The sequence below is a fragment of the Acuticoccus sp. I52.16.1 genome (genome assembly GCF_022865125.1).
Lineage (GTDB): Bacteria > Pseudomonadota > Alphaproteobacteria > Rhizobiales > Amorphaceae > Acuticoccus.
This window is the reverse complement of record NZ_CP094828.1, coordinates 1975264-1998501: the sequence shown is the minus strand read 5'-3', so window position 1 is coordinate 1998501 and position 23238 is coordinate 1975264. Positions and strand designations below refer to the sequence as shown.

The following is a 23238-nucleotide window of genomic DNA, read 5'->3' as shown; positions in this document are numbered from 1 at the left end:
GGTAAGCCTCTCCCTCGTGTCTCGTGCGATCGACGACGGTGCGCGTCGCATTCCGCGCATTCAACGCCCTCCCGATGAGGCATATTTACAATTTGGCGCTGAACCGGGACTGAATGACCTCAGCCTTCGATCTCCATGTCCAGGAGCACGCCGGACAGGCATTTGCCGTGCGCGTCCTGCGCCAGCGAGCGCGTCACCCCGCCGCGCAGCGCGCCGCGCAGCACGAAGTTCAGCGCCCCCAGCTGCGGCAGCGCGTAACGCACCACCTCGCCGGTCGCCAGCGCGCCGAAATGCGCCTTCACCCGCGCCGCCGTCACCTCCCGCTCCAGCCGCGCGAAGTCCCCCGGATCGTAGGCGATCAGCGAGATGTTGGAGGTGTTCCCCTTGTCTCCCGCGCGCGCGTGCGCCACCTCGCGAAGCCGCATCACCTCACCTCCCGCATCAATTGACCACCGTCACGCGCGGCACGACGTCCCCTTCGGCCACGTAGGTCGAGGCGATCGCCAGCACCTCGCGCACGCTCTTGGTGGCGCCGCCGCCCCCCGCCGGCCCGCAAAGATACAACGACTCCACTTCTTGCCCGATCGCCGCCGCCGCCGCCCGGTCCGCCGTTCGCGCCGCGACGCGCAGTCGCACCTCGCCCGGCTCGCCCCGCGCCGCCGCCCCCTCGAACACGCTGTCGACGCCGATCAGCTCCGCCCGCAGCTCGCGCACCGGCACCCCGGTCAGCGCCAGCCGCGCCTCGACGATCTCGAGCGCCAGCCGCCCCCGCGCCAGCGCCCCGCCGCCGGCATAAGAGATCTGCCCCTCGCCGATGAACCCGTCGAGGTACCCGACCGACACCTTGTACGATCCCGTCCGCGCGCGCCCGTCCGCACCCTCCACGCGCACCCGGTCCGGCCCCACCTCACGCACCGTCACGGCGGAGAAGTCCGCCGCCACGTCCGGCTGCAGGTAGGTCGCCGGGTCGTGCACCTCGTAGAGCAGCTGCTCGATCACCGTCGCCCGGTCGATGCGCCCGCCGGAGCCGGCCACCTTGGTGAGCGTCAGTCCCCCGTCCGCGTCCACCTCGCCGATCGGGAAGCCCAGCCGCGCCAGATCCGCGACGTCCTTCACCCCCGGATCGGCGAAGTAGCCGCCGGTGACCTGCCCGGCGCACTCCAGCAGGTGCCCCGCCAGCGTGCCGCGTCCCAGCCGCGTCCAGTCGTCCATCGCCCAGCCGAAGGCGTGCACCAGCGGGCCCAGGAACAAGGCCGGGTCCGCCGCCCGCCCGGTGACGACGATCTCCGCCCCGTCGTCCAGGGCCGCCGCGATCGGCCCCGCCCCCAGGTAGGCGTTGGCCGAGATCACCGCATCGCCCAGCGACGAGAGCCGCGCCCCGGTCTCCTCCAGCACCGGGTCGGCCGCGGCCAGCCCCTCCAGGACGTCGTCGCCGGTGACGGCCGCGACCACCGGGTTCAGCCCCAGCTCGCGCGCGATCGCCCGCACCCGCGAGGCGGCGGCGACCGGGTTGGCCGCCCCCATGTTGGTGACGATCCGCACCCCGTTCGCCGCGCACGCCGGCAGCACCGCCCGCATGCGCGCCTCGAGGAGTGGGTCGAACCCCGCCTCCGGGTCGGCGCGGCGCACGCCCTGGGCGAGGGCGATGGTCCGCTCGGCCAGGCACTCGAACACCAGGAAGTCGAGCGCGCCCTTTTCCGCCAGCTCGACCGCCGGCTCGATCCGGTCGCCCGAGAAACCGGCCCCCGCGCCGATCCGCACCGTCCGCGCCACGCGGTCAGACCGTCGCGATCGGATTGGCAGGGCTTCCCACGGCGCCCGGCAGCCGCAGCGGGGGCGCCGTCAGCAGGAAGCGCGACCGGCCCCGCGCGCGCAGCCATTCGGCCAGCGGCGTCAGGTGCCACAGCTCGCCGAGGTGGATGCCGTTTTTGAACAGGCAGTGCTCGTGCAGCGGCATGCGCGCGCACGGCAGCACGCCCTCCTCGGCCGGCAGCCCCTCGACGGCGTAGTTGTCGGCGATAAGCACCGCGAGCCCGCTGTCGGTGATCCACTGCAGCAGCCGCGTGTCGCGTCCGTTCAGCGCGCAGCACATGCCGTGCAGCAGGTCCGGGTCCGGCTGGCGCTTCATCTCCAGCACCCGCTGCGCGAACCCGGTGTGCAGGCACACCATGTCCCCGGTCTCGACGACGACGCCGTCGGCCTCGATCACCCGCATCATGTCGTCGTAGTCGACCAGGCGGCGCGCGTCGCCGAAGTGGGCACGCAGGTCGATCATCACGGCGCGGCCCTGCACCCCGTGCGCGGCCATCCCCTCGATGCCCAGCTTGCCGGCACCCGAGGTGCTCTCGCGGCGCATCCCGTCGGTGATCCCGCCGTCGGCCGCGTCGTCCGGTCCGACGATATGCTCGTCGGCGCGAAAGCCGTTGTAGTAGACGCGCTCGGCCACCCCGTCGCCATCGGCGTCGAACTGCGAGCCGACGTGGCACAGCGCGTCCCACTGCGTCGAATATTGCAGGTGCATGATGACGAGGTCGTCGCACACCACGTCGGTGGTGCCGACGTCGGCGGCGTTGAACATCGGCAGGCCGTCGCGCATCGTCGGGCGCAGAACGGGCGGGTGCCGGCGCGGATTGAGCCCGTTGCCGCCGGGATAGTCGAGCGGCAGCGAGAGCGAGAAGGTCAGCCCCTCCTGCACCTCGGCGACCCCCTGGCGCACCTTCTCGGCGGTGATGAGGTTGAGCCGCCCGAGCTGGTCGTCGGGGCTGAAGTCGCCCCAGTTCGCTCCGTCCGGCCGCTGCGTCCAGCGCGGATTGTCCATATGCGTTTCCTTCCCTGCCGTGTGCCCCGGCCTCGAGGACGTCTAGCACCATATCGCCGCAAGGCCAGCGGCCCCGTCCGCCGGCGCCGGCTCAGGGCTGATGCGCGAAATAATGCGCGAGGTCGGCCATCTCGGCGTCGCTCAGCTCGGCGGCGACCTCGACCATGGCGGCCCGCTCGCCGATGCGCCGCTCGGCCCGGTAGTCCTGCAACGCCTTGACGATGTAGTCCGCCCGCTGGTTCCGCAGGGCCGGGATCTGCTGTCCGCCGCGGTATTCGGCGCCGTGGCAGCGGGCGCAGCCGTGCTGGGCGGAGAGGGCGGAGCCGGCCTTCATTTGCGCCGGGTCGCCGGGGCCGGGGGCGGGCGCCGGCGGCAGGCTGCCGACGAAGGCGGCCGCGGCCTTCAGGTCGTCGTTGGTCATGCCGTCCACGGTGGCCGCCATCTCGGGCGAATCGCGGTTGCCTTCGCGGAACTCCACCAGCTGGAGGAGGGCATAATAGTCCGGCTGCCCCGCCAGCGAGGGGACCTCCGGGATCTCGGAGACGCCGTTCTCGCCGTGGCAGGCGACGCAGGTCTCCTGGCGTTCGGGGAAAAATTTCAGGTCCGCCGCCGCGGGGCTCGCGAGCCCCAGCGCCAGCGCGATCGTCGTCAAGGTCCGCATCGTCGGTCCGTCGTTCGAGAGGGGAGGCCGGCCGTCGGCGCAGGCGGGGGCGGCGGACCGCCCCCGCCCGGCCGCTCAGTCGCCGGTGTAGGACACGCGGTAGACCGCGCCGTTCCAGTCGTCGGTGACGAGCAGCGAGCCGTCCGCCATCTGCTCGACGTCGACCGGGCGGCCGATATACTCGTTGTTCTCGATCAGGCCGGAGAGGAAGGGCTCCATCCCGGTGACGTCGCCGTTCTCGTCGAGGAAGACGGCGAGGATGTCGGCACCGATCTTCTTGGTGCGGTTCCACGGGCCGTGGCGGGCGACGAAGATCGCGCCCTGGTACTTCTGCGGGAACGACGAGCCGGTATAGAAGCGCATCCCCAGCGGGGCGACGTGCGGGCCCAGCTTGGCGACCGGCGGCTCGAAGTCGGCACAATCATAGCCCCAGCCGAATTCCGGGTCGGCGAGGTCGCCCTGGTGGCAGAAGGGGAAGCCGAAGTGCTGCTTGCCCGGCTCGGTCATCCGGTTCAGCTCGCCGTTGGGCAGGTCCTCCGACAGCCAGTCGCGGTTGTTGTCGGTGAAATAGAGATGCCCGTTGCCGGGATGGAAGTCGAAGCCGACGGTGTTGCGCATGCCCCGCAGAACCGGCTCCGCGCCCGACCCGTCGAGGTTGATCTTGCGGATCTCGCCGAAGCCCTCGTCCAACATGCAGATGTTGCAGGGGGCGCTGTTGGAAACATACAGCTTGTCGTCGGGGCCGACGTCGAGGAAGCGCCAGCCGTGCGGCCGCGGGTCGCCGAGGTCGTCGTAGATCGTCTCCAGCGGCGGCGGATCCTTGAGGTGGCTCTCGATGGCGTCGACCTTGGAGATGGTCTTGTGCTCGGCGACGTAGAGCGTGCCGTCGTGCAGCGCGATTCCGTTGGGCCAGTCGAGCCCGTCGTAGAGCACCTCGGCGGTGCGCTCACCGTTCTCCTCGGTGATCACCCAGATCTTGTTGCCCTGCCAGTTGGACACGAACACCGCGTTCTCGCCGACGCGAACGGTGCGGGCGTCCTTGATCCCCGCGGCATAGACCTCGACCTCGAACCCGTCCGGCACGACGATCTTGGCGAGCGGCAGGTCCGCCTCCTCGGTGGCGAAGGGCGGGGAGGAGAGGGGGGCGAGGCGCTGGGCGCCCGGCGTCTCCGGCCGGCCGGCGAGGGGGCCGTCGGCAGGGGGCGGATTGTCGATCGCGGCGGGGGCCGGCGGGTCCTGCTGCGCCAAAGCGGGCGCGGCCGACAGCATGAAGAGCGCCGCACCCGCCATCAGGGCGGTACGGCCGACATCGGTCATCATAGGCATCACAGTTTCCTCCTGTGTGCCACGGCCTCGTTGATTGGCGCCCGGCCGGATCGGCGGGCTGTTGGTGACTCCGGCGCACGCCAGGACATGAGACGCCGGGCCGGTTTCGGCCATGGCTTCGCCAGCTCATCATACAATCTTGACGAAATAAACGCGCAACCTGCAGCCTGTGGTGCGAGAATTAGACTCTCGGCTATGGAAGCCGCCCGCCGCCGCCCCGCACCCGCGCCCCATGCATGCCACCTGGAGGCGAAGCGTCGCTTTTCGGGGGCGTGGCGCGCTGCTAAATAGGCCCCATGGATGACATCGCCCCCGTCGACACCAATGCCCCCGCGAGCGCCGCATCAGCCGGTGCGTCCGAGACCATCGCCAATGTGCGCAACTTCTCCATCGTCGCGCACATCGACCATGGCAAGTCGACGCTGGCCGACCGCCTGATCCAGGCCACCGGCTCCGTCACCCAGCGCGAGATGAAAGAGCAGATGCTCGACTCGATGGACATCGAGCGCGAGCGCGGCATCACCATCAAGGCGCAGACCGTCCGCCTCATCTACAAGGCGTCCGACGGCAAGGAGTACAAGCTCAACCTGATCGACACGCCCGGCCACGTCGACTTCGCCTACGAGGTCAACCGCTCGCTCGCCGCCTGCGAAGGCTCCCTCCTGGTGGTCGACGCGTCCCAGGGCGTCGAGGCGCAGACCCTCGCCAACGTCTACCAGGCGATCGACAACGACCACGAGATCGTCCCCGTCCTCAACAAGGTCGACCTCCCCGCCGCCGAGCCGGAGCGCATCCGCGAGCAGATCGAGGAGGTCATCGGCATCGACGCGTCCGAGGCGATCCCGATCTCCGCCAAGACCGGCCTCGGCATCCCCGAGGTGCTGGAGGCGATCGTCAAGCGCCTGCCCGCCCCCAAGGGCAACCCCGGCGCCCCCCTCAAGGCGATGCTGATCGATTCCTGGTTCGACCAGTATCTCGGCGTCGTCACCCTCGTGCGCATGATCGATGGGCACCTCAAGAAGGGTCAGACCATCCGCATGATGCGCACCGGCGCCAAGTACGGGGTCGACAAGGTGGGCGTCTTCACCCCCAAGCTCCTCGAGGTGGACGAGCTGGGGCCGGGCGAGATCGGCTTCCTCATCGCCGGCATCAAGGAGGTGGCCGACACCCGCGTCGGCGACACCATCACCGAGGACAAGCGCCCCGCCGCCGAGCCGCTGCCCGGCTTCCGCCCCGCCATCCCGGTAGTCTTCTGCGGCCTCTTCCCGGTCGACGCCAACGACTTCGAGGGCCTGCGCGCCGCCATGGGCAAGCTGCGCCTCAACGACGCCAGCTTCTCCTACGAGATGGAGACCTCCGCCGCGCTCGGTTTCGGCTTCCGCTGCGGCTTCCTGGGCCTGTTGCACCTGGAAATCATCCAGGAGCGGCTGGAGCGCGAGTTCAACCTCGACCTCATCGCCACCGCGCCGTCGGTGGTCTACCAGCTCCACCTCTCCACCGGCGAGATGAAGGAGCTGCACAACCCGGTCGACATGCCCGACCCGACCGAGATCGACGCCATCGCCGAGCCGTGGATCAAGGCGACCATCCTGACGCCGGACGAGTATCTCGGCGGCATCCTCAAGCTCTGCCAGGAGCGCCGCGGCATCCAGAAGGAGCTCAGCTACGTCGGCAGCCGCGCGATGGCGACGTACGAGCTGCCGCTCAACGAGGTGGTGTTCGACTTCTACGACCGTCTGAAGAGCGTCTCGAAGGGCTACGCCTCGTTCGACTATCAGCTCGACGCGTACCGCGAGGGCGACCTCGTGCGGATGAACATCCTCGTCAACGCCGAGCCGGTCGACGCGCTGGCGATGCTGGTGCACCGCAGCCAGGCGGAGCGCCGCGGCCGCGCCATGTGCGAAAAGCTGAAAGAGCTGATCCCGCAGCACATGTTCGTCATCCCGATCCAGGCCGCGATCGGCGGCCGCATCATCGCCCGCGAGACCATCCGCGCCCTACGCAAGGACGTGACCGCCAAGTGCTACGGCGGCGACGCCACCCGCAAACGCAAGCTCCTCGAAAAGCAAAAGGCGGGCAAGAAGAAGATGCGCCAATTCGGCAAGGTCGAGATCCCGCAGGAGGCGTTTATTGCGGCGTTGAAGGTGGATAGCTGAGGTATAGCTTCACCAAACATGCCCGCGACGAGCTCGCGCGCCGCGGTATTCAGCTCGACTGGATCGAATCCGCCGTCGAACGCCCCATATACGTCGAGCCGGACCCGGAAGACGCCACGCTCGAACGCCGTTATGCGCGGATCGCGGCCCACGGCAACCGCGTTCTGAGAGTCGTCTGCCGGCCGCAGGCTGACGTGGTAGAGATAATTACGGTATTCTTCGACCGTAATGCCAGGAGGCGCTTATGAAGCCGACGATCACCTACGACCCCGAGGCCGATGCCGCCTACATCACCCTGTCCAGCGCCCGCGTGCTGGAGAGCGAAGAGGTCCGCCCGGGCGTGGTCTTCGACTACGACGATACCGACCGGATCGTGGGGATCGAAGTGCTGGGGGCGCGGGGGAAGCTGGGAGCGGATACTCTCGCTGGCGTTGCAATTTATGAGGCGGCGCTCAACGTCTGAGTGGCCGCGCAGGTCAATTTGAGCAATCGATCCATTCGGCCAATTTCGTGCGGAAAATGAAAGTAACAGGTTTTAATAGAGATACTCTCCGCGAAGGCGATCGTGGGAGCGTTGATTTCTTTAATTCCCGCACAATCATCAACGACGACATCGTGCTCGACGTGCGCCTCGAGCTCGAGGCCGCCTAAACCTTATCCCCGCCCCCACCGCCGCACCGTACCATCCCCCCGCACTCGACACCGGGGAGGCCTGTCCGGACCGGCCGACAGGGATCGGGTGCTTCGGTCGCCGGAGGGGCGAGGGCGTAACGAGCCCGGATCCTTCCGGCGGGACGACGGGTCGGACGGCGCCGAGCCCCCTACCTCGCGTGTAAGTGCAGGGTTCGATCCCCGGGCACCGCTCCGCCGAGGACGGGCGACGTGTCGCCGAGCGCGCGCGGCACACCGCCGCCGCAGGGCCGAAAGCCCCCGCCGGACCAGCAGCCGAACGGCGGGCGCGCGGCGAGCGGCTCTCCAAAACTCCATTGCGCCGTTCTCCGCGCGCCCGGCCCCTCCCCAACCCTTCCGAGGGATCGCACCCGCACGCCCAATCGCCGCCTCACGCCCGCCCGCCGCACGCCTGCCGCCTCACGCCCGCCCGCGTCTCGGCGCCGCCCGCCCGGCCCGGCCGCAGGAGCCATCCGCGCCGCCCCGGCACCCGCGCGGCACGGCGATGGTAAACATTTGTTTGCCAATTTCCGTCACCATTGGTCCGTGCCCAGGAGCCCGAGGTGGCGCCGTGACGAGCCGCCCGGGCCGGGCGACCACATGTCAGGGAACGACGCAATGATCGATGGTATCGACACCGCGCGCATCGCCCAGCGCGCCTACGCGATCTGGGAGGAGACCGGCCGCCCCGCCGGTCGCGACGCCGACCACTGGCTCCGCGCCGAGAGCGAGCTGCGCGCCGAGCGCCTCATGACCCTCGGCGAGGCCGCCGTCGCCAGGGCGACCCGGCCGCGCCCCGCCGCCCCGCTTGCCGAAGCCGCCGCCGCGAGGCCCGAGCCGGCGCCCGCCGAGCCCCCCCGCCGCGCCGAGCCGCCTCGCCGCACCAAGCCCAAGTCAGGCTCGCCCAAGTCAGGCTCGCCCAAGTCCGCCGCACCCAAGTCCGCCGCGGCCAATCCCGCCGCGCCCGAGGCAACGAGGCCCGAGGCCGCGCCTAAATCCGCGCACAAATCCGCCGCCGCACGCGCCGGACGCGCCGGCAAGCGCGCCGCGTCCCGCCGCCGCGGTGCCGAGCCCGCTCCCGAGGGTGCCCCCGCGCTCTGACCGCCGCCCGACCTCGAGGGCCCGGCCGCCACGGCCCGGCCCGCCCCTCCCCTCAGGCGCCGCCCGCCGCCCCCCGCCGCGCCCGGAAGAACGCCGCCAGCAGCGCCCCCGCCTCCGTCGCCGCGAATCCGCCGTACACTTCGGGCTTGTGGTGCACGGTCGGTTGGGTGTAGAGGCAAGGCCCGCTCTCCACCGCTCCGCCTTTCGGATCGAGCGCGCCAAAATACAGTCTTCGGATCCTTGCGAAACTGATCGCTGCGGCACACATGGCGCAGGGCTCCAATGTCACGTAAAGATCGCACCCAGGGAGTCGCTCGGATCCGAGGATCCGCGCGGCCGCTCTGAGTGCGACGATTTCGGCATGTGCGGTGGGGTCGAGGTCGGCAAGGGTGCGATTGCCGGCCGAGGACAGGACCGCACCGTCCTTGACCACCACCGCCCCCACCGGCACCTCGCCGCGCGCCGCCGCCATCCGGGCTTCGGCGAGCGCATGCTCCATGAACGTCACGAAGGTTCGACGATGTCCGACACGTCCCCCCCAGAGGCCAGCGATCCCGACGCCGGTATGCCCAAAGGCGACCGTGTCGCCAAGGTGATGGCTCGCGCCGGGGTCGCCTCGCGCCGCGATGCCGAGGCCATGATCGCCGAGGGACGCGTCTCCGTAAACGGCACCACGCTCGATACCCCCGCCGTCACCGTCACCCCCGAGGACGAGATCCGTGTCGACGGCGAGCTGATCCCGCAGCGCCTGCGCACCCGCTGTTTCATGTTCCACAAGCCCCGCGGCCTCGTCACCACCAACCGTGACCCGGACGGCCGCACCACCGTGTTCGACGCGCTGCCGCAGACGCTCCCCCGCGTCGTCACCGTCGGCCGGCTCGACATCAACACCGAGGGCCTGCTCCTCCTCACCAACGACGGCGGTCTCGCCCGCGTGCTCGAGCTTCCCGCCACCGGCTGGACCCGCAAATACCGGGCCCGCGTCCACGGCGACCTCGACAAGGAGAAGCTCGCCCAGCTCTCCGAGGGAACCGCGGTCGACGGCATCCTCTACGGCCCGATCCACGTGACCATCGACCGTGAAACCGGCGACAACGCATGGCTCACCGTGGCGCTGTCGGAAGGCAAGAACCGCGAAGTGAAGATCGTGCTGGGCTCGCTCGGCCTGCAGGTGTCGCGCCTCATTCGGGTCTCGTACGGGCCGTTCCAGCTCGGCGAGCTGGCGCGCGGGGAGGTGATGGAGATCCCGACCCGCCGGTTGAAGGATCAGCTCGGCCCGCGCCTCGCGGCCGACGCCGAAGCGGACTTCGACGCTCCGGTGGCCGCCGCGGTGATCAAGACCAAGCCCGCCCGCCCCGGCCCCAAGGCTCGCCAGGACGGTGGCGCGCGCCGCGAGGGTGGCGACCGCCGCCCGGGTCGCGACGAGGCGCCCGCGCGTGGCGCCGGTGCGCGTGACGGCCGCCGCGCCCCCGCCGGGAAGAGCCGCTTCGGCGACGATCGTCCCCCCCGCGAGGCGCGCGTCCTCGACGAAAGCGGGACCCGCGCCTACTCCGACTACCGCCAGAGCCGGGAGACCGACGACGCCGACACCGGCCGCGACCGGAACCGTTCCGACGGCCGTGGCGGCGGTGACCGCCAGCAAAGGGGCGACCGACCGGGCCGCTTCGACAGTCGCGACGGCGGCGACCGCAACTCGCGCAGCGACCGCCCGGACCGCGGCGACCGTCCGCAAGGCGGCAACCGCTACGCCCGTCCCGAAGGCCGCGACGGCGGCGACCGCAACTCGCGCGGCGACCGTCCGGACCGTGGCGACCGCCCGCAAGGCGGCAACCGCTACGCCCGTCCCGAAGGCCGCGACGGCGGCGACCGCAACCCGCGTGGCGACCGTCCGGATCGCGGCGACCGCCCGCAAGGCGGCAACCGCTACGCCCGTCCCGAAGGCCGCGACGGCGGCGACCGCAACCCGCGTGGCGACCGTCCGGATCGCGGCGACCGCCCGCAAGGCGGCAACCGCTACTCCCGTCCCGAAGGCCGTGACGGCGGCGACCGCCCCAACCGTGGGGACAGGCCCGACCGCGGCGCCCGCTTCGGCGGTCCGCGCGGAGGCCGGGACGGCGACAGCGCCGGGCGCGACCGTGGCGGATGGACGCCACGCCACGACGGGGCTCCGCGTGGCGGGTCGGACCGTGGCGAGCGCCAGGGCGACCGCCCCGCGCGCTTCGATTCCGAGCGCCCCCGGCGCCGCGACAACGACGACCGCCCCGGCGGATTCCATCGCGATGGCGGCCGGCGCCCGGGCGGAGACGACAGCCGCGGCCGGAGTGATGGCCCCCGTGGCCGTGCCTCGGCCGAGGGTCCGCGTGGGCGCTCCGGCGGTGCGCCCGGCGGCCGTGGCCCGCGTGACGGCGCCTTCCGCAAACCCGGCGCCGGCGGTCCGCAGCGCGACGCCCGCCCCCGCGGCGGTCCCGGCGCGCGTTCCGACGGCGGTGGCGAGGGGCGCGGCGAGTTCCGCAGCAAGCCGAAGAGCTTCGCCCCCCGTGGCGATCGCCGGCCGGAAGGCCGCTCGGCGGACGCCGGCGGGCCGCGTGGCCCGCGTTCCGGTCCTCCTCGGTCCGGTCCGAAGTTCGACGCCGGGCCCGGTGCGAGGTCGGGTCCGAAGCCCGGTCCGAAGTCCGGTCCGAAGCCGGGCCCCAGGTCGGGTCCGAGATCCGGACCGAAGCCGGGCGGGGCACGTCCCGGCGGCTCGTCCTATCGGCCCGCCGGGTCGCGGTCCAAGCCGCCACGGTAGGCCGGCCACATGAGCGCCACCGACCGTCGCGACTGGCCCGCTCCGGCGGGCCGCCACCACCGCGTCCGGGCCGCACGCCTCGCCGCGGCGTCCGGTGAGGCGGCGCCGCATCGGTCCGGCCCGTGGCCCGGCCCATGGTGCGGCCCGGCCCGGCGCAGCGCCGCACGCCGCGCGTCCTCCATCGTCGACCCCCGCCGCGCTATCGCCCCCTGCACCATCGACCTTCGCATCGTCGCCCCCCGCACCGCAGGAGGCCCGGCGCCGCAGGAAGGCCGGCCATGCGCGTCGTAGGTGGACGTCATCGCGGCACCGCGCTGACCGCCCCCAAGGGCGATGCCACCAGGCCGACCACCGACCGGCTGCGCGAGACCATCTTCAACATCCTCGCCCACCGCTTCGGCGACCCGCTGGACGGGGCCCGCGTGCTCGACCTCTTCGCCGGCAGCGGCGCGCTGGGCATCGAGGCGCTCTCCCGCGGCGCCACCTTCGCCCTCTTCGTCGAGACCGGCGCCGAGGCCCGCGCCGCCATCCGCCGCAACGTCGAGGCGGTCGGCTCGCTCGGCCTGACCCGCGTCTGGCGCCGTGACGCGACCAAGCCCGGCCCGTGCCCCGTCCCCCCGTTCGACGTCGTCTTCGCCGATCCGCCTTACGGTCGCGGTCTCGGCGAGGCGGCCGTCCTGGCGGCGCTGGCCGCGCAATGGCTGGCCCCCGATGCGCTCGTCGTGCTCGAGGAGCGGGCTGACGCCATGCCCGCGACGCTGGACGGTTTCGACCCGCCCTTCGTCCGTGAAGCCGGCGAGAGCGCCGTCGCCTTCTTCACCCGCACCCCGAGCTGACGTCCCGCCCGGTGCCCGCCGGCACGCCGATGCGGGCGAAGTTGTCCCCGCCGGGGCTCGGCGGGGGCATTGTGTGCCGGGTCGGGCGGCGGGGTCAGCGGTCGGGGAGGGCGATGGGCGTTCCGTGCGGGGTCGAGGCGGCGGCGTCGCGCCAGCGTTGCTGCTCGGCGACGAGGTCGGCCTCGGGCGCGACGGCGGCGATCGCCCGCTCCAGGGCGCGCACGAAGGCCACATAGTCGGCGGTGCCGTCCTCCGGCTGGGCGTGGCCGCGGCGAAGTTCCTCGCCATAGAGCTCGGCGAAGCGCGCGGGGTCGACGAGGCCGCGGTCGAGGAGGTGGGCCCGCAGGGCGAAGGCGGTCGCCTCCCACGGCGCGGCGAAGGCGGGGCCGTCGTCCCGGGCGAGCTCGCCGAGGGTCGGCGCCGCGGCGGCTTCGGCGCTCATTGCACCCGCTCCAGGTACGGCTCGAAGAGGTCGGCGCACACCTCGTCGGCGGTGGTGTCCGGTCCCCACAGCGCCTCGGCGGTGAAGAGGACGGTGTAGAGCGGCACCGGGTTCTCGCCTTCGCCGTGGGCGTTGCTGTCGGGGAAGACGTGGCTGCCGCGGACACTCTCGATGGTGCCGACGCGGCCGCGCACATAGGCCGGGGCGCGGGTGTGTGTCGCCGGGCGCATCGGGTGGACGCGCACCCTGTCGCCCACCGAGAAGGCCGGGGCGGGGCCGGGGCGGTCGTAGGGGCTGCCGCGGGCCATCGCCGGGCGCACGTCCTCGCGCCGCAGGACGCGCGGGGGCGCGGTGTCGAGGTCGGCCTCGGCGATCAGCCGCTCCAGCGCCGCGAACCAGATCTGGTAGTAGGTGGAGCTGTAGTAGGTGACGTGGGGCAACGTCTCGCGCATGTAGCGCGCGCGGTCGAGCGGCCACAGGCCCGAGGCGCCCATCGCCAGCACCAGCCCCATCACCTCGCGCTCCCACTGGGCGTGGAATTTCGGCTCGTTCTTCTCCGGGATCACCGGGCCGAAGCCGTGCTTGCCGCCGAGGTCCGCCGGCCCGTTCACGCGGCGCCCCCGGCGAGCCCGGTGCCGATCATCGAGTCGCGGGTCACGAGCGCGGCGAGTGCCGCCTCGTCGAGCGCCTCGGTCCCGGCCGGGCGCAGCGGCACGACGAGGTAGCGCATCTCGGCCGTGGAGTCCCACACCCGGATCTTCGTCGCCTGCGGGAGGGTGACGCCGAAGTCGCTCAGCACGCCGCGCGGGTCGGCCACCGCCTTGGCACGGTAGGCGGCGGACTTGTACCAGACCGGCGGGACGCCCAGCACCGTCCACGGGTAGCAGGAGCACAGCGTGCACACGACCATGTTGTGCACCTGTGGCGTGTTGGCGACGGCGACGAGGTGTTCCCCCTGCCGGCCGGAGAAGCCCAGCTCCGCGACTGCCGCCGTGGCGTCGGCGAAGAGCCGGTCGGCGAAAGCGGGGTCGGTCCAGGCGCGGGCCACCACCTTGGCGCCGTTCTGCGGCCCCACCTCGTGCTCGTAGAGGGTGACGATCTCGTCGATGGCCGCCGGGTCGACGAAGCCCTTCGCCTCGAGGAGAGACTGTAGCGCCCGCACCCGCACCTCCATCTCGGAGAGGTGGCTGTGGTCGTCGTGGTCATGGTCGTGGTGATGGTGGTCGTCGTGCGCGGCCATGATCAGGCGGCTTCCTTGGTGCGGGCGGTCTGGGCGGTACGGCAGGCGGCGGCGAACGCGTCGAAGATGGCGCGCGAGGGTCCGTCGCTGCGCACCCAATGTTCGGGGTGCCACTGGACGCCGAGCGCGAACGCCCTCGCATGGTCCACGCTGACGGCCTCGATCGTGCCGTCGGCGGCGAGGGCCTCGACCGTGAGACCGTCGCCCAGTCGGTCGATGCCTTGGCGGTGCACCGAGTTGACCCGCACCGGGCCGGCCCCCAGCACCGCGGCGAGGCAGCCGTTCGGCGTCAGGCTGACGTCGTGGCGGAGCGCGAAGCGGGCGTCGAGGTCCGGCTGCGGCGGCGAGCGGTGGTCGTCCCGGCCGGGGATCTCGTGCAGTTCGGCGTGCAGCGTGCCGCCGAGCGCGACGTTCAGCTCCTGCACGCCGCGGCAGATGCACAGCAGCGGCAATCCGCGACGCAGTGTCTCGCGGATCAGCGGCAGGGTCGTGCGATCGCGCGCCTGGTCGTAAGGTCCGGCCGCCTCCGTCGCCACGCCGCCATAAAGCGGCGGGTGCACGTTGGAGCGCGAACCGGTGACGAGAACGCCGGCCGCGACGTCGAGAAGCGGGGCGGGGTCAAGCGGTTGGTCGAGCACCGGGAGTTGGACCGGGAGACACCCCGCGACGTCGAGCGCGGCGAGGTAGGTCGTCGGTCCGCCGGACCACGAAGCGTCGTTATGCGTGATGGCATCGGAGGTTACGACGACCAGAGGCGGGGCCATGGAAGATCTCCTAGGAACGGCGAAACGCGGGCCAAACCGGTAACTTAGCAACTCGGCGGGTGGAATGGGGTCTTGTCTCGCGCCGCGGAGTCAGACTACACGTCGCGCTCAAAATCCGCACCAGACTTCAACGGTAGCGCGTTTAGAGGGAGGATTCGATGGATCGTCGTTCGTTTTTGATGGGCACCGGCGCCGTCGCCGCCGGTACGACTCTCGCCGCCCCTGCCATTTCGCAGGGCCGTAAAGAGTGGAAGATGGTGACCACCTGGCCCAAGAACTTCCCGGGCCTCGGGACCGGCGCGCAGCGCGCCGCCGACCGCATCACCAAGCTGACCGACGGCCGTGTGACCGTGAAGCTCTTCGCCGCGGGCGAGCTGGTGCCGGCGTTCGAGGCGTTCGACGCCGTCTCCAACGGCACCGCCGAGCTGTACCACGCGCCGGACTACTACTTTCAGGGCAAGCACCCGGCCTTCCCGTTCTTCGCCTGCGTGCCGATGGGCCTCATCTACTCCGAGCAGAACGCCTGGCTGATGCACGGCGGCGGCATGGAGCTGTGGAACGAGCTGTCCAACCAGTTCAACGTGAAGCCCTTCCCCTGTGGCAACACCGGCGTCCAGATGGGCGGCTGGTTCCGCAACGAGATCAACTCGGTCGACGACCTGCAGGGCCTCAAGTTCCGTATGCCGGGCCTCGGCGGCGAGGCGCTACGCCAGCTCGGCGTCAACGTCATCGCGCTGCCGGGCGGTGAGATCTTCCAGGCGCTGCAGACCGGCGCGATCGACGGCACCGAGTGGGTCGGTCCGTGGAACGATCTGGCCTTCGGCTTCTATCGCATCGCCAAGAACTACTACTATCCGGGCTTCCACGAGCCGGCGCCGACCATCGCCTGCGGCGTGAACCTCGATGCCTTCAACGAGCTGTCGGACACCGACAAGGCCGCCGTAGAGAACGCCTGCCTCGCCGAGGACAGCTACATGTACGCCGAGTTCGTGGCCAAGAACGGCCAGGCGCTCAACACGCTGGTCAACCAGCACGGCGTGCAGCTGAAGGAGTTCCCGGAAGAGGTGTTCGACGCCTTCGCCGGCGCCTGCGACGAGGTGATCGAGAAGGTGGGCGACTACGACGCGCTCTCCAAGAAGATCCTCGACAGCTACCGCAAGGCGCGCGCCGACTACGGCGCCTGGACCGAGATCTCGATCCAGGCCTACACCAACGCGCGCCAGCGGACGGGCGGCTGATGCGACTTCGCCGCGGCGATCGGCCCGCGGCATGACGAAACCATGCGGCGCAGCGGCCCCAGCCCTGCGCCGCAACTCTTTGGGCAGGTGATCGGGATGGAACTCCTCGCGACTGCGATCGACAACACCAACAGAGCGATCGGCAAGGTCGTCTGTTGGCTGGTGCTGCTGATGGTCCTCGTCCAGTTCGGCGTGGTCCTGGCGCGGTACGTCTTCGGCATCGGCGACCTGTGGGCACAGGAATCCATCATCTACATGCACGGCTTCCTGTTCACGCTGGCGGCCGCCTACACCCTGTCCGAAGACGGCCACGTGCGGGTCGACATCTTCTACCGCGACGCCTCGCTGCGCTACCGCGCGCTGGTCGACATGCTGGGCTCCCTCTGCCTCCTGATCCCGGTCTCCCTCATCATCGTGACGTCGAGCTGGAACTATGTCGCCGGGTCGTGGCGGGTGCTGGAAAGCTCGCAGGAGGCGTCGGGCATCCCGGCGGTGTTCCTGCTCAAGACGGCGATCCCGGTGATGGGCATGCTGCTGACGGCCCAGGGCGTGACGATCATCATCCGCTCCGCGCTGGTGCTGTCGGGCCGCGCGGTGACGCGCCCCGCGCCGACCGTCGAGCCGATCAAGGGCGCTTAATCATGGATTTCGGCAACTATCTCGACATCGCCATGTTCGGCGTGGCGATCGTCCTGCTTCTGACGGGCTTCCCGGTCGCCTTCACCCTCGCCGGCACGGGCCTCATCTTCGCCTTCCTGGGCGTCGCCAACGGCGTCTTCGACTTCGCCTTCGTCAACGCGCTGCCGCAGCGCATCTACGGCACGATGACGAACGAGGTGCTGATCGCGGTGCCGCTGTTCGTCTTCATGGGCGTCACGTTGGAGCGGAGCCGCGTGGCGGAGGAGCTGCTCGAGACGATGGGCCAGCTCTTCGGCCCGATGCGCGGCGGCGTGGGCATCGCGGTCTGCATCGTCGGCGCGCTCCTGGCGGCGTCGACCGGCATCGTCGGCGCCACGGTGGTCACCATGGGCCTCCTGTCGCTGCCGACCATGCTGCGCTACGGCTATTCGCCGGCGCTCGCCTCCGGCACGATCGCCGCCTCGGGCACGCTGGGGCAGATCATTCCGCCGTCGATCGTGCTCGTCATCCTGGGCGACCAGATCTCCAACGCCTACCAGGAGAGCCAGCGCGTCCTGCAGGAGCAGGCGTGGGCCAACAACGACTTCTCGTTCGTGCCGGGGCCGCCGGTCTCGGTGGGCGACCTCTTCGCGGGGGCGCTGCTGCCGGGCATCATCCTGGTGCTGCTGTACATCCTCTACATGATCTTCATCGCCTTCGTGTCGCCCAAGTCGGCCCCGCCGGTGCCGCGCGATCCGGAGAACCCGATCACGCTGAAGCGCGTCTTCCACGCCCTGGTGCCGCCGATCGTGCTGATCGTCGCGGTGCTGGGCTCCATCCTCGCCGGCGTCGCGACGCCGACGGAGGCGGCCGCGGTGGGCGGCATCGGCGCCTTGCTGCTGGCCGGCTACCGCCTCGAGGAGGACAGGCCGTTCTTCATCTACGCCGCGGCGCTGGCGCTGTTCGTGCTCCTGGTGATGGTCGGGACGATGGACCTGCGCGTGTCGCGCTCGGTGATCTCCGAGGCGGACCAGATCGGCATCTACGTCGCCGCGGTGCTGGTGGCGATCGTCTCGATCGGCATCCTGGTGTCGCTGGCGCGGGTGGCACGCTCGGGCGTGCTGACGTCGATCGTGCGCTCCACCGGCGAGATCACCTCGATGGTGTTCGTCATCCTGATCGGCGCCGCGCTCTTCAGCCTCGTGTTCCGCGGTCTGGGCGGGGACGACATGGTCGAGGAGGCGCTGTCGGGCATGCCGGGCGGCGCGCTGGGGGCGATGATCGCGGTGATGCTGATCATGTTCGTGCTCGGCTTCTTCCTCGACTTCCTGGAGATCGTCTTCGTCGTGGTGCCGCTGGTGGCGCCGGTGCTCCTGATGCTGGAGATGCCCGACGGGTCGACGATGAGCCCGGTCTGGCTCGGCATCATGATGGCGGTGAACCTGCAGACGTCGTTCCTGACGCCGCCCTTCGGCTTCGCGCTCTTCTACCTGCGGGGCGTCGCGCCGCCGGAGGTTCGCACCACCGCGATCTACCGCGGCATCATCCCGTTCGTGATCATCCAGATCGGCATGCTGGTCGCGCTCTGGTACATCCCGTCGATGGCGACGTGGCTGCCGACGGTGTTCTACGGGAACTGATAGCTGCCGCCGGTAGACTCCGGCGGCCCTCAGACGATGATGCCGTCCTCGACGAGCTTCAGCACCGCGCGGGGCGTCTTGCTCGGCCGCGTGGGCGGGGCGGGGCGGACGACCTCCGCCGCGAGCGGAACCGCGACCACTTCGGGCCGCACGCTCGGCACGGTGGCACGGGGGACAGGCTCGAAGTCCGCGTCGACGACGATGCGCGCTGGCGGGCGGCTGCGGGCCGGTGCGTTCCAGAAGTCGCCGCGTTGGGGCGAGATGATGTCAGGCATTCGTTCCGTCCCCTCTTCGGTTCGGCAGGGCCGTTTCGGGTCGTGCGGCCGCGAACGCACGCTGGCGGCAGGCCCGGCCGGACGAAACCTTCGGAATCCCTGCTGTTGCTGGCCGGTGCCGGCCCGTTTTGCTGAGCCGGTGTCGATTAAGGTGCGCGACAATGAGGCCCGATGCAATGGGCCGGCGCGCCGATCGGCGATGATCCCGTATCCGTCCGGCACGGGAAACTAACCGAAAGGGTATAAAACGCCGCTGACTCTGCGGGGTCTGGTCCGCGGTCCGTCAGGACGGTGGTTCCCGCGATGACAGTTATGCCCCCCTTGCCGGAATGCACGGCCGCCGAGCTGATGCCGGCCGCCGCCTATCTTTCGGCGAGGCGGCGCCTCGATGGAGACGACGCTGTCGGCCCGTGCCGCCGCGCCCACGAGGCACACGGTCGCCGCGGCGCAAGCGAGCCGGCGGGCGGTGCGCGCCCAAACCCGTGGCAGGTCGGCCTGCCGGCGCGGTCGCGCAAGGGCCGGGTGGAACATGGGTGCGTTGCTGTCGCGAAAGGGCATGGAAAGAACGCCTACCGGAAAGATTCGGTCGGCCTGCTATCCTGTTGTTGTGGCAGCCCGGCTGCGAACGAGAGGGGTGCCGCGCGGCCGCGGTCGCCGCTCGTCCGGGGCCACGATGGCGGCGTTTCAGTTGTTGGTGAACAAGATCCGGGGGTTGTCCGGCACTATATTGGCCGCAACGCCGCCCCCGTCGCGGGGCCGCCGCCGGTCTCGGGCCGGTCGCGGCGCCGGGTGGGGCGGATCATTGCCGGCCGGGCAGGCGCGATGCCACCCCGGCCGCGCCGTACGGCACGGAGGACCGAGCCAATGACTGGGATCGTGGGACTGCATCATGTTACGGCGATCTGCGGATCGCCGCAGGAGAACGTCGACTTCTACGTCAAGACGATGGGTCAGCGCCTCGTCAAGCGCACCGTCAACTTCGACGCGCCGGGCACCTACCACCTCTATTATGGGGACGCCGCCGGCTCGCCGGGCACCATCTTGACCTTCTTCCCCTTCGTCGACGCCGGTCCGGGCCGCGCCGGGCCGGGGATGGCCGAGGCCGTCGCCTACAAGGTCGCGCCGGCGGGCTTCGACGCGGCGATGGAGCGCCTGGCGCTGGGCGCGGTCGATTTCGAGGGGCCGGCCGAGCGGTTCGGCGCGCGCATCCTCACCCTGCGCGATCCCGACGGGATGCCGGTCGAGATCGTCGAGGCCGATGGCGCACCCGAGGCGGCGCACGCCTTCCACTCGGTGACGCTGCAACTGAGCGACGTCGAGCCCACCGCGCGGCTCTTGAGCGACATCTTCGGCTACCGGAACGTGGGCGAGGAGGCGGACGGGGCGACCACCCGGCTGCGCCTGGAGGCCGGCGGCGAGGGGGGCAGCTTCGTCGACCTGAAGCGGGCGACCGCGGGTGCGTCCGGCCGGCAGGGAGCGGGGACGATCCATCACGTCGCCTTCCGCGCCCGCACCAACGAGGAGCAGCTCGCGTGGCAGGAGAAGGTGCGCGCGGCCGGGTTCGAGGTGACGCCGGTGATCGACCGGCAGTACTTCAACGCGATCTACTTCCGCGAGCCCGGCGGCGTGTTGTTCGAGATCGCGACCGATCCCCCCGGCTTCGCGGTGGACGAGGCGCCCGAGACGCTGGGCGAGGCGCTCAAGCTGCCGCCGCAGTACGAGCAGCATCGCCAGCGGATCGAGGACATCCTGCCGCCGATCAAGGTGCCGGCGTGACGGCGGATATCCATGCGCAGGGGCGTCTGGCGCGCTTCGGCCCCACGGACGGCGGGGCGCGCCGGGCGGCGATCGGGTTGCACGGTCGCGGGGCCGGGGCGGAGGACATGGGCGGCCTGGTGGCCGATCTCGGCTTTCCCGACGTCGCCGTCTTCGCCCCCGAGGCCGCCGGACGCACCTGGTGGCCGACGAGCTTCCTGGCGCCCTCGGCCCAGATGGAGCCGTTCGTCACCTCCGCGCTGGCGGCGGTCGACCGGGCCGTCGCCGCGGCCGAGGCGGAGGGCTACCGCGCCGCCGACACGGTCCTCCTGGGCTTCAGCCAGGGGGGATGCCTGGCGCTGGAATATGCGGCGCGTCGCGGCGTCCCGTTCGCGGCGGTGTTCGGCCTGTCGGGCGGCCTGATCGGCACCGCGGACGACGACGGGCCGGCGACGGACGCGCTCTACGGCCACCACCCCAAGCGGTTCGACTACGACGCCGCGCTCGCCGGGCTGCCGGTGCGCATCAGCGTGCATGCGCAGGACCCGCACATCCCGGCCCAGCGGGCACGCGAGAGCGCGGCGGTGCTGGCGGCGATGGGCGCGCAAGTCGATCTCGACGTGGCGCCGGGGGCGATGCATGGCCTCGTCGAGGCCGACGTCGTGCGGCTGCGGGCGGCGTTCAACGCGTAGGCGGCGAGCCCGGCGTTCAGGCGGACGCCGGGTCGAGCGCGGCGAAGAAGCCGGTGACGGTGGCCTCGGTGGCGGCCCCCGCCTCGACGAAGCGGGCGTGCAGGATCTGCGCGAGGCGCGAGCGGTGCCGCCGCCGCGGCGTCATCAGCGCGATGTCGAAGGTGTTGGCGACGTTGAGCGGGCGCGCCACCAGCCCGTCTCCGGTCGAGTACATGGCGCTCAGGCCGTCGACGATGGCGAGGCCGATCCCGGCGCGGGCGAACTCGCACGCGAAGACGGAGGAAAATGATTCGAGCCGCCGCCGCCCGCCGATCGTATCTCCTCTGAGGTCCGGCGGCAGGCCGAGCGGGTTGGCGCCGAGGTTGGTGAGGGTGATGCAGTCATGCCCGCGCAGCTCGCGCGGCTCGATGCGTCGGAGCGCGGCGAGGGGATGGTCCGGCACCATCACGCAGGCGACGGGGAGGCGCATCAGCCGGGTCAGCTGCAGCGTCGGTTCCGCCGAGTTCTGCAACCCCACGCCCATCTCCACCCGTCCGGCCGCCACCGCCTTGACGATCCAGCTGGTGCTGCGGACCGGGATCGACATCGAGACGTTGGGATATTCCGTCGCGAAGGCGCCGAGCAAGGCCGGCATCCAGCGGTGGGTCAGCATCGGCAGGGTGGCGACGGAGATGCCGCCGTGGTTGTTGTGCCGCAGCGCCGCGGCGAACCGGTCCAGCTCGTCGAGGCCGGAGTAGACCGCCTCGATCTGCTCGGCGAGCGCCTCGGCCTCGTAGGTCGGCACGATGCGGTTCTTGGATCGCTCGAACAGAGGAAAGCCGAGGCTTTCCTCGAGCAAACGCAGCTGTTTGCTCGCGGCCGGCTGGCTGAGGTGAAGTTGGCGGGCACCATCCGTCACCGACCCCGCGCGCATGATGGCGCGAAAGACTTCTACTTGCCGGGGGGTCATAGCCATAGTTTGCTCTAGTCCACGAAAAAGCAATTTGAAGCTATAGTTCGGATATGAAAGAAACTGCAACTCCCGTTGCAGAGGGTCACGCGCGATCGTGTCTATGGAAGGATCATTTGCAGACGAGCGCGAGCCCTGGCGAGATGAAATATCATTTCACCATGGGTTGCTGCAGAAACGCCTGACACTGATACAGCGTGAGATTGCAGGCCGCGGCCTGGCTGGGATTCTTGTCTTCGATCGCGAAAATATTTTCTGACTGAGCGGGTTTCACGCCTGCGGTCAGGGGACGATGCAGGCGCTGTTCGTGCCGCTGAGCGGATGGCCCACGATCCTCACCTGCACGGCGGACGCGCGCATGTCGCGCGGCTATCCCGGCATCGGCGAGGTCGTCGTCATCAGCGAATGCCAGTTGGCGGTGACGGTGCTGGCGGGGTTGCTGCCGGCCGGTCGCCGGGTCGGCCTGGAGACCACGTCGCACTATCTGAGCGTGCATGATCACCGGCAGCTGGTGCAGATGGCCGGCGTACAGTTCGAGGACTTCGACGGGGTGATCGAGGGCCGGCGGCGGGTCAAGGGGCCGGTCGAGCTGGAGCGCATGCGTCGGGCGGCGGCGACCGCCGAGGCGGGGATGACCGAGGCGCTGTCGGCGATCCGGCCCGGCGCCACCGAGAACGACATTGCGGCCGCGTTCTACGCCGGCTCCATCGCCGCGGGGAGCGACTATGTGGGCCATCCGCCGGTCGTGGTGGCCGGGCGGCGCTCGGCGCAATCGTTCGCGCGCTGGCGGCGCAAGGCGATCGGCCACGGTGACGTGGTGATGGTCGAGGGGGCGGGCTGCGTCGACCGGCACCACGCGGTGATGGCCCGCAGCGCGATCGTCGGCACCCCCACCGAAGAGCACAAGGCGTGTGCCGAGGCCCTGGTGACGCTGCTGGAGGCGGCCACCGAAGTGATCCGCCCGGGCCGCACCGCCGGTGACATCGACCGCCATTGCCGGGCCACCATGGAGCGCTACGGGCTCGACAATCACGTCAGCTCGCGCACGGGGTACAGCATCGGCCTCGGCTTCCCCTCCGGTCCGGAGGGCTGCTCGCGTGCAGTGCGGCCGGAGGACGGCACGGTCCTGCGCGAGAACATGACCTTCCATCTGGTGCCGACGCTGGCGCGTGAGGACTTCGTCATGGCGATCAGCGACACCGTGCGCGTCGACGCCGGCGGGTGCGAGATGCTGACGCGTTTCCCCCGCGAACTGGTGGTGGTCGACTGA

Annotated in this window: 24 protein-coding genes; 12 read left to right on the top strand and 12 right to left on the bottom strand. The window is 70.9% G+C overall.

Features of this window, described 5'->3' with window-relative positions; all coding sequences use genetic code 11:
• Window positions 1-119 precede the first annotated feature (119 nt).
• The 5 genes from MRB58_RS08915 to MRB58_RS08895 all read right to left on the bottom strand — a co-directional run bounded on the left by MRB58_RS08915 (window position 120) and on the right by MRB58_RS08895 (window position 4805).
• Window positions 120-425 carry a hypothetical protein gene (locus tag MRB58_RS08915; protein ID WP_244781365.1) on the bottom strand — a complete coding sequence of 102 codons (306 nt, stop codon included), beginning with the start codon at window positions 423-425 and terminating at the stop codon, window positions 120-122.
• Window positions 426-441: 16 nt separating this feature from the next.
• A complete protein-coding gene (locus MRB58_RS08910) occupies window positions 442-1773 on the bottom strand; it encodes an acyclic terpene utilization AtuA family protein (RefSeq protein WP_244781364.1) in 1332 nt (443 codons plus the stop codon).
• Between the two features lie 4 nt (window positions 1774-1777).
• Window positions 1778-2818, bottom strand: coding sequence for a cyclase family protein (locus tag MRB58_RS08905; RefSeq protein WP_244781363.1), 1041 nt, complete (start codon window positions 2816-2818; stop codon window positions 1778-1780).
• 91 nt (window positions 2819-2909) lie between these two features.
• Window positions 2910-3479: a c-type cytochrome gene (locus MRB58_RS08900; protein ID WP_244781362.1), complete on the bottom strand. Its 570-nt coding sequence runs from the start codon at window positions 3477-3479 to the stop codon at window positions 2910-2912.
• Between the two features lie 75 nt (window positions 3480-3554).
• On the bottom strand, window positions 3555-4805 hold the full coding sequence (locus MRB58_RS08895) for a PQQ-dependent sugar dehydrogenase (protein WP_244781361.1): 1251 nt from the start codon (window positions 4803-4805) through the stop codon (window positions 3555-3557).
• Between the two features lie 296 nt (window positions 4806-5101).
• Here MRB58_RS08895 and lepA point away from each other — a divergent pair, with 296 nt between their 5' ends.
• The 4 genes from lepA to MRB58_RS08880 all read left to right on the top strand — a co-directional run bounded on the left by lepA (window position 5102) and on the right by MRB58_RS08880 (window position 8731).
• Window positions 5102-6961, top strand: coding sequence for a translation elongation factor 4 (lepA, locus tag MRB58_RS08890; RefSeq protein WP_244781360.1), 1860 nt, complete (start codon window positions 5102-5104; stop codon window positions 6959-6961).
• Entirely contained in the window at window positions 6958-7209 is a 252-nt protein-coding gene (locus MRB58_RS24930; protein ID WP_371747286.1) for a DUF4258 domain-containing protein, read from the top strand. Before lepA ends, MRB58_RS24930 begins: the two co-directional genes overlap by 4 nt.
• Window positions 7206-7424 (top strand): DUF2283 domain-containing protein, encoded by a 219-nt coding sequence (locus MRB58_RS08885; protein WP_244781359.1) that lies wholly within the window; start codon window positions 7206-7208, stop codon window positions 7422-7424. Before MRB58_RS24930 ends, MRB58_RS08885 begins: the two co-directional genes overlap by 4 nt.
• An 824-nt stretch (window positions 7425-8248) precedes the next feature.
• Entirely contained in the window at window positions 8249-8731 is a 483-nt protein-coding gene (locus tag MRB58_RS08880) for a DUF2934 domain-containing protein (protein ID WP_244781358.1), read from the top strand.
• 52 nt (window positions 8732-8783) lie between these two features.
• Here the strand turns inward: MRB58_RS08880 and MRB58_RS08875 are convergent, their stop codons facing one another.
• The gene (locus MRB58_RS08875) at window positions 8784-9230 is read right to left on the bottom strand and encodes a nucleoside deaminase (protein WP_244781936.1); all 447 of its coding nucleotides are present in this window, start codon (window positions 9228-9230) and stop codon (window positions 8784-8786) included.
• Window positions 9231-9251: 21 nt separating this feature from the next.
• Here MRB58_RS08875 and MRB58_RS08870 point away from each other — a divergent pair, with 21 nt between their 5' ends.
• Together MRB58_RS08870 and rsmD are read left to right on the top strand one after the other, a co-directional pair.
• Window positions 9252-11519 (top strand): pseudouridine synthase, encoded by a 2268-nt coding sequence (locus MRB58_RS08870; RefSeq protein ID WP_244781357.1) that lies wholly within the window; start codon window positions 9252-9254, stop codon window positions 11517-11519.
• A gap of 278 nt (window positions 11520-11797) precedes the next feature.
• Window positions 11798-12355 (top strand): 16S rRNA (guanine(966)-N(2))-methyltransferase RsmD, encoded by a 558-nt coding sequence (gene rsmD / locus MRB58_RS08865; protein WP_244781356.1) that lies wholly within the window; start codon window positions 11798-11800, stop codon window positions 12353-12355.
• A gap of 94 nt (window positions 12356-12449) precedes the next feature.
• On the opposite strand, the gene MRB58_RS08860 is transcribed toward rsmD, so the two are convergent.
• Genes MRB58_RS08860 through MRB58_RS08845 form a run of 4 tightly spaced genes read right to left on the bottom strand, consistent with a single transcriptional unit; the run spans window position 12450 to window position 14801 of the window.
• Window positions 12450-12797, bottom strand: coding sequence for a nitrile hydratase accessory protein (locus MRB58_RS08860; RefSeq protein ID WP_244781355.1), 348 nt, complete (start codon window positions 12795-12797; stop codon window positions 12450-12452).
• Window positions 12794-13408, bottom strand: coding sequence for a nitrile hydratase subunit beta (gene nthB / locus MRB58_RS08855; protein WP_244781354.1), 615 nt, complete (start codon window positions 13406-13408; stop codon window positions 12794-12796). The genes MRB58_RS08860 and nthB overlap by 4 nt, the downstream gene beginning before the upstream one ends.
• Window positions 13405-14037: a nitrile hydratase subunit alpha gene (gene nthA / locus MRB58_RS08850; protein ID WP_244781353.1), complete on the bottom strand. Its 633-nt coding sequence runs from the start codon at window positions 14035-14037 to the stop codon at window positions 13405-13407. The genes nthB and nthA overlap by 4 nt, the downstream gene beginning before the upstream one ends.
• A 2-nt stretch (window positions 14038-14039) precedes the next feature.
• Window positions 14040-14801, bottom strand: coding sequence for a gamma-glutamyl-gamma-aminobutyrate hydrolase family protein (locus tag MRB58_RS08845; RefSeq protein WP_244781352.1), 762 nt, complete (start codon window positions 14799-14801; stop codon window positions 14040-14042).
• Between the two features lie 158 nt (window positions 14802-14959).
• Here MRB58_RS08845 and MRB58_RS08840 point away from each other — a divergent pair, with 158 nt between their 5' ends.
• The 3 genes from MRB58_RS08840 to MRB58_RS08830 all read left to right on the top strand — a co-directional run bounded on the left by MRB58_RS08840 (window position 14960) and on the right by MRB58_RS08830 (window position 18297).
• Window positions 14960-16039 (top strand): TRAP transporter substrate-binding protein, encoded by a 1080-nt coding sequence (locus tag MRB58_RS08840; RefSeq protein ID WP_244781351.1) that lies wholly within the window; start codon window positions 14960-14962, stop codon window positions 16037-16039.
• Window positions 16040-16135: 96 nt separating this feature from the next.
• Window positions 16136-16678 (top strand): TRAP transporter small permease subunit, encoded by a 543-nt coding sequence (locus tag MRB58_RS08835; protein ID WP_244781350.1) that lies wholly within the window; start codon window positions 16136-16138, stop codon window positions 16676-16678.
• Window positions 16679-16680: 2 nt separating this feature from the next.
• The gene (locus MRB58_RS08830) at window positions 16681-18297 is read left to right on the top strand and encodes a TRAP transporter large permease subunit (RefSeq protein WP_244781349.1); all 1617 of its coding nucleotides are present in this window, start codon (window positions 16681-16683) and stop codon (window positions 18295-18297) included.
• A gap of 29 nt (window positions 18298-18326) precedes the next feature.
• Here MRB58_RS08830 and MRB58_RS08825 read toward each other — a convergent pair whose 3' ends face one another.
• On the bottom strand, window positions 18327-18572 hold the full coding sequence (locus MRB58_RS08825; RefSeq protein WP_244781348.1) for a hypothetical protein: 246 nt from the start codon (window positions 18570-18572) through the stop codon (window positions 18327-18329).
• 864 nt (window positions 18573-19436) lie between these two features.
• On the opposite strand from MRB58_RS08825, the gene MRB58_RS08820 reads away from it, so the two are divergent.
• Together MRB58_RS08820 and MRB58_RS08815 are read left to right on the top strand one after the other, a co-directional pair.
• Window positions 19437-20348: a ring-cleaving dioxygenase gene (locus MRB58_RS08820; RefSeq protein WP_244781347.1), complete on the top strand. Its 912-nt coding sequence runs from the start codon at window positions 19437-19439 to the stop codon at window positions 20346-20348.
• On the top strand, window positions 20345-21019 hold the full coding sequence (locus MRB58_RS08815) for an alpha/beta hydrolase (protein WP_244781346.1): 675 nt from the start codon (window positions 20345-20347) through the stop codon (window positions 21017-21019). The genes MRB58_RS08820 and MRB58_RS08815 overlap by 4 nt, the downstream gene beginning before the upstream one ends.
• A gap of 16 nt (window positions 21020-21035) precedes the next feature.
• On the opposite strand, the gene MRB58_RS08810 is transcribed toward MRB58_RS08815, so the two are convergent.
• Window positions 21036-21968 carry a LysR substrate-binding domain-containing protein gene (locus MRB58_RS08810; protein ID WP_256461711.1) on the bottom strand — a complete coding sequence of 311 codons (933 nt, stop codon included), beginning with the start codon at window positions 21966-21968 and terminating at the stop codon, window positions 21036-21038.
• Between the two features lie 259 nt (window positions 21969-22227).
• On the opposite strand from MRB58_RS08810, the gene MRB58_RS08805 reads away from it, so the two are divergent.
• Complete coding sequence (locus tag MRB58_RS08805) at window positions 22228-23238, top strand: M24 family metallopeptidase (protein WP_371747285.1); 1011 nt, start codon at window positions 22228-22230, stop codon at window positions 23236-23238.

Coding starts and splice junctions, on each gene's coding strand:
- rsmD (WP_244781356.1), top strand. CDS start 11,798: ATGCGCGTCGTAGGTGGACGTCATCGCGGCACCGCGCTGACCGCCCCC.
- MRB58_RS08895 (WP_244781361.1), bottom strand. CDS start 4,805: ATGCCTATGATGACCGATGTCGGCCGTACCGCCCTGATGGCGGGTGCG.
- MRB58_RS08870 (WP_244781357.1), top strand. CDS start 9,252: ATGTCCGACACGTCCCCCCCAGAGGCCAGCGATCCCGACGCCGGTATG.
- MRB58_RS08880 (WP_244781358.1), top strand. CDS start 8,249: ATGATCGATGGTATCGACACCGCGCGCATCGCCCAGCGCGCCTACGCG.
- MRB58_RS08885 (WP_244781359.1), top strand. CDS start 7,206: ATGAAGCCGACGATCACCTACGACCCCGAGGCCGATGCCGCCTACATC.
- MRB58_RS08900 (WP_244781362.1), bottom strand. CDS start 3,479: ATGCGGACCTTGACGACGATCGCGCTGGCGCTGGGGCTCGCGAGCCCC.
- nthA (WP_244781353.1), bottom strand. CDS start 14,037: ATGGCCGCGCACGACGACCACCATCACCACGACCATGACCACGACGAC.
- MRB58_RS08810 (WP_256461711.1), bottom strand. CDS start 21,968: ATGACCCCCCGGCAAGTAGAAGTCTTTCGCGCCATCATGCGCGCGGGG.
- MRB58_RS08835 (WP_244781350.1), top strand. CDS start 16,136: ATGGAACTCCTCGCGACTGCGATCGACAACACCAACAGAGCGATCGGC.
- MRB58_RS08825 (WP_244781348.1), bottom strand. CDS start 18,572: ATGCCTGACATCATCTCGCCCCAACGCGGCGACTTCTGGAACGCACCG.
- MRB58_RS08915 (WP_244781365.1), bottom strand. CDS start 425: ATGCGGCTTCGCGAGGTGGCGCACGCGCGCGCGGGAGACAAGGGGAAC.
- MRB58_RS08905 (WP_244781363.1), bottom strand. CDS start 2,818: ATGGACAATCCGCGCTGGACGCAGCGGCCGGACGGAGCGAACTGGGGC.
- lepA (WP_244781360.1), top strand. CDS start 5,102: ATGGATGACATCGCCCCCGTCGACACCAATGCCCCCGCGAGCGCCGCA.
- MRB58_RS08875 (WP_244781936.1), bottom strand. CDS start 9,230: ATGGAGCATGCGCTCGCCGAAGCCCGGATGGCGGCGGCGCGCGGCGAG.
- MRB58_RS08845 (WP_244781352.1), bottom strand. CDS start 14,801: ATGGCCCCGCCTCTGGTCGTCGTAACCTCCGATGCCATCACGCATAAC.
- MRB58_RS08820 (WP_244781347.1), top strand. CDS start 19,437: ATGACTGGGATCGTGGGACTGCATCATGTTACGGCGATCTGCGGATCG.
- MRB58_RS08860 (WP_244781355.1), bottom strand. CDS start 12,797: ATGAGCGCCGAAGCCGCCGCGGCGCCGACCCTCGGCGAGCTCGCCCGG.
- MRB58_RS08840 (WP_244781351.1), top strand. CDS start 14,960: ATGGATCGTCGTTCGTTTTTGATGGGCACCGGCGCCGTCGCCGCCGGT.
- MRB58_RS08830 (WP_244781349.1), top strand. CDS start 16,681: ATGGATTTCGGCAACTATCTCGACATCGCCATGTTCGGCGTGGCGATC.